The sequence below is a fragment of the Niastella sp. sgz303648 genome (assembly GCF_059587045.1).
Window position 1 is genome coordinate 622,552 of sequence record NZ_JCAPSW010000001.1, and the last position, 10,917, is coordinate 633,468.

Annotated in this window: 9 protein-coding genes; 6 read left to right on the top strand and 3 right to left on the bottom strand. The window is 42.4% G+C overall.

Translation table 11 applies throughout. From position 1 onward, the window contains the following. Window positions 1-146: 146 nt before the first annotated feature. Together AC59IL_RS02205 and AC59IL_RS02210 are read right to left on the bottom strand one after the other, a co-directional pair. Window positions 147-647, bottom strand: coding sequence for a hypothetical protein (locus tag AC59IL_RS02205; protein ID WP_496550435.1), 501 nt, complete (start codon window positions 645-647; stop codon window positions 147-149). 315 nt (window positions 648-962) lie between these two features. After that, a complete protein-coding gene (locus AC59IL_RS02210; RefSeq protein WP_496550436.1) occupies window positions 963-2,342 on the bottom strand; it encodes an exonuclease domain-containing protein in 1,380 nt (459 codons plus the stop codon). A 1,619-nt stretch (window positions 2,343-3,961) separates the two neighbouring features. Between AC59IL_RS02210 and AC59IL_RS02215 the strand changes: the two genes are divergently transcribed. Further along, window positions 3,962-4,168, top strand: a complete 207-nt coding sequence (locus tag AC59IL_RS02215; protein ID WP_496550437.1) for a hypothetical protein — start codon at window positions 3,962-3,964, stop codon at window positions 4,166-4,168. Window positions 4,169-4,423: 255 nt separating this feature from the next. Here the strand turns inward: AC59IL_RS02215 and AC59IL_RS02220 are convergent, their stop codons facing one another. Continuing rightward, entirely contained in the window at window positions 4,424-5,008 is a 585-nt protein-coding gene (locus tag AC59IL_RS02220) for a hypothetical protein (RefSeq protein WP_496550438.1), read from the bottom strand. 338 nt (window positions 5,009-5,346) lie between these two features. Here AC59IL_RS02220 and AC59IL_RS02225 point away from each other — a divergent pair, with 338 nt between their 5' ends. From AC59IL_RS02225 to AC59IL_RS02245, 5 genes are all read left to right on the top strand, one after another. Continuing rightward, window positions 5,347-5,487 carry a hypothetical protein gene (locus tag AC59IL_RS02225; RefSeq protein WP_496550439.1) on the top strand — a complete coding sequence of 47 codons (141 nt, stop codon included), beginning with the start codon at window positions 5,347-5,349 and terminating at the stop codon, window positions 5,485-5,487. A 2-nt stretch (window positions 5,488-5,489) separates the two neighbouring features. After that, complete coding sequence (locus AC59IL_RS02230; RefSeq protein ID WP_496550440.1) at window positions 5,490-5,789, top strand: VOC family protein; 300 nt, start codon at window positions 5,490-5,492, stop codon at window positions 5,787-5,789. An 801-nt stretch (window positions 5,790-6,590) separates the two neighbouring features. Then, a complete protein-coding gene (locus tag AC59IL_RS02235) occupies window positions 6,591-9,320 on the top strand; it encodes a valine--tRNA ligase (protein ID WP_496550441.1) in 2,730 nt (909 codons plus the stop codon). Continuing rightward, complete coding sequence (locus AC59IL_RS02240) at window positions 9,295-9,966, top strand: phosphatase PAP2 family protein (RefSeq protein ID WP_496550442.1); 672 nt, start codon at window positions 9,295-9,297, stop codon at window positions 9,964-9,966. Before AC59IL_RS02235 ends, AC59IL_RS02240 begins: the two co-directional genes overlap by 26 nt. A 293-nt stretch (window positions 9,967-10,259) precedes the next feature. Next, window positions 10,260-10,841, top strand: coding sequence for a phosphatase PAP2 family protein (locus tag AC59IL_RS02245; RefSeq protein ID WP_496550443.1), 582 nt, complete (start codon window positions 10,260-10,262; stop codon window positions 10,839-10,841). The last annotated feature ends 76 nt before the right edge of the window (window positions 10,842-10,917 follow it).

Consider the following 10,917-nt stretch of genomic DNA (forward strand, 5'->3'; position numbering starts at 1 on the left):
GTTCGAATCAACAATTGAAAAGTTGCAAATAACAAGTTTAGGTAAACGGCAATAATATACAAATTGTAATTCATTGCGGCCCCGAAACCTGCAATCTGCAACTTTTGAACAACTTAGAACTTACTACTTACTAATTAAAACTGAATTTACTTTTCATACTTAGCCACTGCATAATGTTTCAGTGCAGTAACTTTCAGCTGATCGCTCTGAACGTATACTTTTTTATACTCCCTGAACTGATCGTGGTTATCCATGAAGCCAATAATGCATGAGTACTTGTCGGGCCCTTTCTGAATCACGGGCTTCGGCATCATTCCCATATCGGGCAGTTTCAGTGTATCGTCGCCTTCCGTCTCTTCATATTTCAGTTTCATAAGATACTGAAAAGTTTTCGACGTTTCGTACAACTTAACCGAAAAATACCAATCGTTCAATGGATTTTCAGTCCGTTCCTTATACTCTGCTACCGGTTCGGTGTTAACCGTTTGACGGTACTGGGGAACTTTTTCTGCGGGGGGCGGGGCTTTAATGGCGGATGCGTTTGCCTGTTGGGTAGCATCCTCTTTTTTAATGTTCGCATTGTTGGGTGCTGTCTCATTGCACCCTGCTGCCAGCAGGCAGCATAGTAACAGATTGCGTCTTTTCATAGTGGTGGTTATTTGTATTGGTTATTAGCACAGCAAAAATGTAAAAAATCAATTAATCAAAAAAGAGATATGAAAAAATGTTTTACAGTTTCACAACCAGATTGCGCAAACGATTCCGAATAAATAACAATTCGGTCATACTAACCCGAATAAACAGCTCGTGATTTTACGAATATGGCTGCATGATTTACCTGTAAGGCACAACGCACAACGCAAAACGCTTAATGCTTAGGGAAGAGGGCATAAAAACAGCAAGGCAAAAGTTAAGGGGATTAAAAATTCAACATTCAAAATTGAACATTCGTTATTCGATATTTATAGAGCGATCTTCTTATGTGGATAACGCTCAACATACTGATACACGAGTCCGCGAATATAATCATTTTCGGGATAGCGGGTAAGATACATTTTCAGTTGTTCACGATCACTAATGCCGATACCTATCGGGACATCGGCAGGTATATAACCCATGCCATAAAACTTTCCTTTTTCCATCAGTATGCAGCTCTGCTCCTGCCGGTGATTACCTTCATCCACTACCGCAAAAGAAGGCAACCATTGCTCAAGCCAGTCTATCGCTTCGTACACACGACGATTATATTCTGCCGAAAGTTCTTTATGTTCACATGCACCTCTGCAACTTTCTTCACCCGATCCGGTACAGGGCCCGGGCGCCGTTTGCATGAAACACAATTTCGGACAAAGATTAAACCGCTGTATCAGCTGATTGATCAGCCGGTGGCCATCGCTAATTATATTGAAGGTATACAGGGGCTGCATGTGCTTTTTCTTTTTATCGATGGCCAGGCGTAAATATCCGCTCTGATCTTCGAACAGGTATAAACCATAAGCATGGGTAAACCGTTTCTGACTGCTGTTAAACTGCGGCCATAGTCTTTTTATTTCAACACTTTCCAGTATAAAAGCCATCAGCTCGGTACTGCACGACTGAAATGATATGCTGTATATATTCCTTAAAAAATCCTGCCGTTGTTTACCCGCACCATTATGGGTGAAGTGGCTGCTTACCCGGTATTTCAGGTTTTTGGCCTTTCCAACATAAATAACTTTACCGGTTTGATTATGGAAATAATAAACGCCCGGCGTATAGGGTAACTGATCGATCTGTTCTTTGGGCAGGTTCGGTGGCAGCGACTGTTCTTTGGCGCCACGTTTTATAAACTGTTGTATATGGGGTTCGGCATCGTTTTGCAGCAAATGCTCCAGCAGGCGCACGGTAGCATCGGCATCGCCACCGGCCCGGTGCCTGTTAAAAATGTCTATGCCAAAATGCCGGCACAGGTTGCCCAAACTATACGATGGTATTCCCGGAAAAACTTTTTTCGATAACCGCACCGTGCAGAGTTTATTGCAGGTAAGCTCGTACCCGGCCGCATCGAAATGATGCTTCAGGAAAGAATAATCAAAGTTTACATTATGCGCTACAAATATGTTACCCTGGAGCAGGGGAAATATGTCGGGCGCCAGTTCCTGAAACGACGGAGCTTCGGCCACCATATCGTTGGTAATGCCCGTTAATACCTGAATATAATAGGGAATGGTACGCACCGGTTTCACCAGGCTTTCGAACCGGTTTACTACCGACCGGCCGTCGTGCAATACGATGGCTATTTCGGTAATATCGTTATTGGCGGCATACCCACCGGTAGTTTCAATATCAACGATAGCGTACATAGATTCTTAAAGTAAAGTTACAAAACCGAAGGCTGAAGTCAGGGGTTTGAGGTCAGAAAATACCGAAGATCTGGTGTTGGAAGTCGGAAACCTGAAGTCCGAAGTCAGGGGTCGGAAGTCTGAAAATGCAGGATTCCGGCTCATATTCTGTGATCTACATTTTACGCTTATTTCTTACATCTGATTGCCTGCGTTTGACCTCCGACTTCAGACTTTCTGATCCCGGCTTCAGACCTCCGAAGCCCTAATTTTCAAATTTTTATACATGACTTATTTGCAGCTTTAAAAGTCGTGTATTACCTTTGTAGCGGACTTCATAAATTAGCCAGGCTTTTTTAAACTAATTGGTTTATATCCTTTCTGAAATACTACAGCTCAAGAGTTTAAGACCCTTTTTATTCGTACATCCCTGTGAAAACCGATTGCAATTGATCGTACTACGGATTAATCATTTAAAAAAAAACGTAGCGTATGAAAAAATCAACGCATTTCCACCTGGGAGAAAATGGCAAAGTTGCACTATTAGCTATTGGTTTTCTGGTATTTATTATGTTGTTGTCGTACCTGTACTGGTATGCATAACAGCTAACAGGAACCTCCCTTACTAAGAAACACAAAAAGCTTTCCGGTAACTATGACGATACCGGATAAAGAATTGTATTGCAAAGCATTCCACAGGGGAGTGCTTTTTTTTTTGCCCCCTGCCCTATCTCCTAAAGGGGTGTGGTAAGCCTGCTTGCAGGCCGCCAGTTCCAGGAATACAGAATAGATGCCCCAGGGATACAGTATGGGTAAAGGCAGGTTGCGCCCTGATTGAACGCCGGTAATCCTTAAGTAATCCTTATGATTACCCCTCTTTAAAGCGTATTTCCTAAATACGCAGCCATGCAGATCAGGGCTCCCCTTTTCTACCTGATCCCACGAAGACGCAACAGACAGAAGGCCACCCATCGGGGCTTTATGCCCATAAATAGGGATCTACTCAAATTCCCGGGGGATGTTGAAAAGCTGAGGGATTGTAATATAGAACCCAATTTTGTGTGCAACACCCACATTTAGAAAATGCGCTTTAAATACTCTTTATCCTGGGGTTATCCATAGGATTGGCGGCGTTCAACTACGGATTTCCTATACTTGTGTCACGGATCTGCAACGGCGCATGTACGGTACCATGTATAGTAAAGGCTTCGGTCTCCGGCGAACGGTTGTCTGCGCCGGAGTACGGTGGGCGCAAGTGGCAGCAGACAAACAACCACCAATACGGGCTTTTATACCCATAAAAGGGGTTCAAAACCCCTTTGTTTGTTGTTTTTCAGCTTTGCGGTATGTTGGAACTTCTGTGTTGCGTGTTGCAACCAGAGAATCACGTGGCTAAACGGTTTCTCAACCTGGCTAAATGCTTTAGCCAGAAGGTCAACCAGTATTGCAGCTGCGAAGCAGGGAATTGTAATTGGCTATTCCCGTTAGCCACGTGGCTAAACAATCAAAACAAGTTGCATGGCATCTTTGCACAGTTGCAGAGCATCTTTGTTGGAGTGCGGAGCATCTTTGTTGAGTTGCACAGCATCTCGGCAACTTGTTACAACCTCTCTTTTCGCTGTAATAATGTTTAGCCACGTGTGAAAAGCAGCGCTACAAATGTAAAAAGCTCCCTTTCATTTGATAAACTCAGTATAACAATTGAAGAAGCAGGTAAAGCATTTGGCTATACGCCAAAAACAGGTTGCAGAGCAGCTCCAAACGTCTGCAAAGATGCGCTGCAGGTTCTGTATAGATCTGCACAGATCAGCATAGATGCTGAGCAGGTTAAACCAGATGTTGCATAAATTGCAAAAGGCGGGGAAACACGTGACAGCCTCTATTTGCTGATTGTTTTTTTAGTTGTTGCACCTGAGTTAGGGAAAAACACATGGAGAGCATCTTTAAGCAAGTTGTTTTTTCATTAAAACAGGTAACAGCGCATTTTCGCAGGTCAACATAGATGCTGCGCAGGTCTGCATAAATGCCGGGCCGGTTGCATGGATGATGAGCAAGTTGGCCAAAGGTGTGAAAACAAGTAACGGTGCATCTATCGGCTAACCTCATATAAACAGCGAAAAAATTATCCGCATTAACAGGTAACCAGAGATAAATCCAAAGGCTGAATTATAAATAATTATTGCAGCACACATTGATGTGACCTGCCCGGCAAGTGATGAATTCAAGGCAACACCAAAAGCCATTTTGTTAGCGACTTTCAATACATAAGGAGGTAATTCTTTTAATTCTACAAGTCCGGCACCAATAACAACTTTTGTTAACCAGTCTGATATTTGAGTCAAGTTTGTACTTGAAAGTGCCTTTTTAGGATCTTGTGAAACAGTTGCAGTGGCATTTGAATCTGTTGAGCTAACACCTGTGTTTTGAGAATTAGCTAATCCTGTTAAAACATTTGGCACTTTGCCTTCCGGAGAAACGTTTGGTACTCCAAATATCAATCCAACGAGCGCACCTAAAACAAAATAGGCAAGAGACCAGGTAAATGTCACACCGATATTTATTATTCTATTATTATGATAGGAAATACAAAAAAGGCCAACTCCAAGTCCAAATATTACCCAAACAGGAGGCCAGATAAATTTAGAATTTTCATCTACGTACCGTCTTAATTTGGAAAAAAAATTCATAAAGAGATAGTTTTATGTCATTAATGGAAGGCTTATTTTGAATAGCATTTATGGGTCTTCTTTAAGATATGGTGTATTAGAAACAATTCCGGCAATAAATTTGACAACTACAATTCTTCTCGAGTTTACGAAGATTTGTTATCATAAAAGGAGGTGTTTTTCACGTATTTTACCCCCCTTTAAATCGTTGGGTTTGAAAGTGCTTTTTAGTAAATTCTGGAAATCTTATGGTTGGGAATTTAGATTAAGGCGCAATCGCCCCCTCAAATGTCGTTTTACCCCCTATGTATTCGGTGAGGGTGGCTTAGATTGGAGAAACAACTTAAAAAATAAAAATTATGGCACTTATCAATCCTTACATTCACTTCAACGGAAATGCTGAAGAAGCATTTACATTTTACAAATCAATATTTGGCGAAGAGTTCGAAGAAATTATGCGTTTACAAAGACTTATCAACCCCAGAATATCCAATAGCTGAAAATGATGCAAATAGAATTATGCACATGGACTTTGCCAATCGGCAAAAGTAATGAGTTAATGGGTAGTGACGTTTTAGAAATTATGGGACAAGTAACGGAAAACGACAACAGAAATACTATATTAATTAGTGCAGAAAGTCGTGAAGAAGCATACAAACTATTCAATGGACTTTCAGAAGGAGGGAAAATTGAAATGCCAATTGCTGACGGCCCTTTGGGTTCATATTTTGGAATGTTTGCAGACAAATATGGTATTCAATGGATGGTGGCCTTTGACCCAAAATATAACGGGCAAAACTAACTGACGAAAAACAACGAACGCCTAAGCCGAAATCCTTTATCTGGCAATAATAAAATAGAACACGTTTTGCCAATATTCTGACCTTTAGCGTTAATATCTTTAAATTGGTCTTTCCCCAATGAGTTAAATATAATTCTCAGATTATCATATTTATATATATACAAAAAATCCTTCAACCACACATCTGCCTGAAACCTCATATTCACAATCAAGGTCAATATTATATTTTAAAGTGGCATTACAAATAGCCATCTTCATCTAAATCTATTTGAAGATTTATAATATAGTTCCTGCAATAATGATTCAATCCGTCATTATGTAGAAATATATTGCTCAATTCGCGATTTACTTTATCGCTAATTTCTTCTGGAAACTCAGTCTTGAAAAAGCAGCGAGTAACTCTTTTCCAAATCTCATCTATATTATGATCCAAGTAAAAAAACTCCGAATATTAATACAATTGGTAAAAGATATTCCTTGATTTTACCAGTTATTGCGTTCTAACTCATTCTTATAAATTCTGTTTTATAAAAGCTATATAGTTGATGGATAATTGTGCAGTAACCTATATTATATGTTTTTGGATAAAAAACGTGAAAAACACGGTAACCTCATCAAAAAAATAGCGGCTACACTAATCTAATTGTAATTGCTTGATTTTTCCCGCCCCCTGCTTAGACTTGAACCCTGAATCTCGCCTTGCTCGTCCACCGAAGCTTTAGCGCAACCGAATCCCTTCTTCCTTGTTCCTTGCCCCTTGTTTTCCTACCTTTGCCATCCCTTAAGCAGATAAAAAGATTTATGGAACTAAGCAAAAATTACCAGCCCGAAACGGTTGAGGAAAAGTGGTCAAAACATTGGAAATCAAAAAGATATTTTAACAGCACCCCCGATGGGCGTAAAGCGTTCACCGTTGTGATCCCCCCGCCGAATGTAACGGGCGTTTTACACATGGGCCATACCCTCAATGAAACCGTTCAGGATATCCTTGTCCGCAAAGCCCGCATGAGCGGCTTTAATGCCTGCTGGGTACCCGGCAGCGACCACGCTTCTATTGCCACCGAAACCAAAGTGGTGCAAATGCTCGAAAAAGAAAAAGGCATTAAAAAAAGCGACCTTACCCGCGATGAGTTCCTGAAATATGCTTTTGAATGGAAAGAAAAATACGGCGGCATCATTTACCACCAGATCGAAAAACTGGGTTGCAGCGTTGACTGGGACCGGGTATCCTTTACCATGGACCCCGATTACTACAAAGCCGTTATCAAGGTATTTGTTGACCTGTATAATAAAAAAATGATATATCGCGGCGCCCGTATGATCAACTGGGACCCGCAGGCTAAAACCGCCCTCAGCGATGAAGAAGTAGAATATAAAGAGGTGCAGGGTAAGCTCTACTATGTTAAGTATGAAGTTGCGGATCTGAAGTCGGAAGCCGGAAGCCGGAAGTCGGATAAACCCGCGGATTCTTCTGACCTCGGACCTCAGACTTCGGACTTCGTAATCATAGCCACCCAACGCCCCGAAACCATCATGGGCGATACGGGTGTTTGCGTTAACCCCAACGATGAACGCTTTGCTCACCTGAAAGGTAAAAAAGTGATCGTGCCGCTGGTGAACCGCGCAGTACCGGTGATCTTTGATGAATATGTTGATCCCGCTTTTGGTACCGGTGCATTGAAAGTTACCCCCGCACATGACATCAACGACTATAATCTGGGGTTAAAACATAACCTCGAAATCATTGATACCCTCAACGAAGATGGTACCCTGAACGCCGCCGCACAGGTTTGTGTGGGTATGGACCGCTTTGATGCGCGCAAAAAAGTAGTTGAGCTGCTAAAAGAGCAGGGACTGCTGGTAAAAGAAGAAGATTATACCACACGTCTTGGTTTTTCACAACGCAGCATGGCGGTAGTTGAACCCCGCATTTCGACCCAGTGGTTCGTGGCTATGCGCTCGCTGGCCGATAAAGCACTGGCAGCCGTAACCAGCGGACAGGTTAAAATTCACCCGGGCGATAAATTCATGGCCACCTACAAATACTGGTTAGAGAATGTGAAAGACTGGTGCATCAGCCGCCAGTTGTGGTGGGGCCAACAGATCCCGGCGTTTTATGCACCTGACGGAACGTTTGTAGTTGCTGAAACAAAAGAACAGGCTCTTGAAGAAATCAACAGGCAAAAAGCACAAGGCATTAATAAATCCGCAACAGCCATTGACCATTCACCATTCACCATTGACCAGTTAACGCAGGACGAAGACGTGCTCGACACCTGGTTCTCATCGTGGTTATGGCCTATTGAAGTGTTTAAAGGCATTACCCATCCCGGCAATGCAGATATCAAATACTACTACCCTGGTTCGGTACTGGTTACCGGGCAGGATATCATTTTCTTTTGGGTGGCCCGTATGATCATGGCCGGCATGGAATACATGAACGAAAAACCGTTCAGCGATGTGTATTTTACCGGTATGGTGCGCGATAAACAGGGGCGCAAAATGAGCAAGAGCCTGGGTAATTCACCCGATCTGCTTGAGCTGATCGATAAATACGGCGCCGACGCGGTTCGCTTTGGCATTATGATTTCTTCACCCGCCGGTAACGACCTGTTGTTCGATGAAACCTCGCCCGAACAGGGACGCAAATTCAATAACAAAATATGGAATGCGCTGAAGCTGGTGAAGATGTTTGAAGGAAAGCAATCGGCAGGCATTGCACAATCGCCAAAGAGTAGTTTTGCTGTTCAATGGTTTGAGAACAGATTAAATGAAGTAAAAACTGAGGTAGAAAAGTTATATAAAGATTTCAAACTCAGCGAAGGATTAAAAACCCTTTACTCGCTGATATGGACCGATTTCTGTAGCTGGTACCTCGAGTGGGTAAAGCCCGAAATGGACCAGCCGATAGATAAGGAGGTATACGAGAAAACGGTAGCGTTCTTTACCGAACTGATGCAATTGCTGCATCCTTATATGCCCTTCGTGACCGAAGAAATTTATCATTTGCTGGCCGAAAGAACCGAAGACCTTTGTGTAAAGCAATTTACACCTGCACAACCTGTAAGTGCAGCGGTTTTACAACAGGGTCAGCTACTGCAGGATGTGATCACCGGTTTGCGCGATGCCCGCGTTAAAAACCAGATCAAATCGAAAGAGCCGGTTAAATTGTTCATCCAGGCTTCCGACATACAATTATACAATGCCATCGAAGCCATTTTAAGCAAACAGGTGAATGCCGAACAAATTAGTTTTGTTACTAATACTGTTCCCAATACCATTACGGTAGTAATTGGCAAAGACAAGTTTTATATCGAAAGCGAAAAACCTGTTGATACCGGTGCGCATAAAGATGAATTGTTAAAAGAGCTCGATTACCTGAAAAAATTCCTCGATTCAGTTAACAAAAAGTTAAGTAACGAACGCTTCGTACAATCTGCGAAGCCTGATGTCGTTCAATACGAGCAAAAGAAAAAACTGGATGCTGAAGCAAAAATCAGGGTTATTGAAGAAAGCCTTTCAAACCTCTAAACAAAAAGCTACCTGCACAATAATAAAAAGCATACTGCTGTTGGCGGTATGCTTTTGCATTTTTAAACCGGCCTGTGTAGCGCAAAAGGTAAATATCGATCAGCAGGTGCTGCTTGAAATGATGGAGCACCGCCATGATGGCGCCGTAAACGTATATCAGAAAATTTCCAACACTACACAGGCTGTAGGCATACTGGTACCGGTTACCGTTTTGGCTACAGGTATTATAAAAAATGACAACGCCACCATAAAAAAAGGTATATATATAGCAGAAAGTGTAGCCGCAGCTGAGCTGGTAACCTTCGCTCTGAAATATTCCATTAAACGGCAGCGGCCATTTCAAGCGAATCAGTCTATTATTTCAGCCAGTTCAGGCGCCGCCGGTACGCCTTCTTTTCCTTCGGGACATACGTCAGAAGCTTTTTCTACCGCTACTTCGTTAACCCTGGCTTATCCCAAATGGTATGTGGCCGTGCCCGCTTATGTGTGGGCAGCCTCGGTGGGGTATTCACGCATGTACCTGGGTGTACATTACCCCAGCGATGTACTGGCCGGTGCAGTCATCGGCGCCGGCAGTGCCTGGCTCATGTACAAGGCCAATAAATGGTTGTTTAAGAAAAAACCCGAGCTGAGAACGCAGTTTTAAATAATAAGTAAATAAGTACTACATATCAGACCTTCCTGCCAGGAGGCCCATTGACTATAGACCATTCACGATTGACTATTGACAATTGACCATTCACCATTGACCACTTTGTTCACTAAATTCGGTTAATAAATAGTTAACCCGGCTAACGCGTGTATTACAATCTTTCCTGTATCGTTAACTTATCAGGTTAAGAAAAATTCACCACTACTTAAACCAACCAACCCATGCGTTTGTCTTTGCTTGCCTATAAAAATTTATCCGGCTCTTTTATCATAAAAAGCATATTGCTTATGGCAGTATGCTTCTGTTTTTTAAAACCCGCTGCACTGGCGCAAAAAAAGCCCGGCCTCGATTTACAGGTCGAAATAGAAATGATGGAAAACCGGCACGAAGAACCCATGGAATTCTATCAGCATATATCCAATTCAACCAACTATATAAGCATGCTGGTACCGTTATCGGTGATGGGCGTCGGCATTGCCCGTAATGAAAAGATCACTATTAACAAGGGAATATATATGGCCGAAACGCTGGTTGCCTCTTCGCTGATAACATGCGGCCTGAAATATACTTTTAAAAGGCAACGGCCTTTTCAGGCAGATCCATTTATTGTACAGGCCAGTCCGGGTGGAGGACCATCCTTTCCATCAGGACATACTTCCGAAGCCTTTGCCACGGCAACTTCATTAACACTATCGTATCCCAAATGGTATGTAGCGGCCCCCGCTTATGCATGGGCTGCAACAGTAGGTTATTCACGCATGTATTTGGGCGTGCATTATCCCAGCGATGTAATCGCCGGCGCAATAGTAGGCGCAGGCAGCGCATATCTTATGTTTAAGGTTAACAAGTGGCTTCATAAAAGAAATTAAAAATTAGAAATGACAAATAAGAAATGAAAAAATATGAAACCGCAGGTTTTATCCTTTTTCATTTTTCATTTAAAAT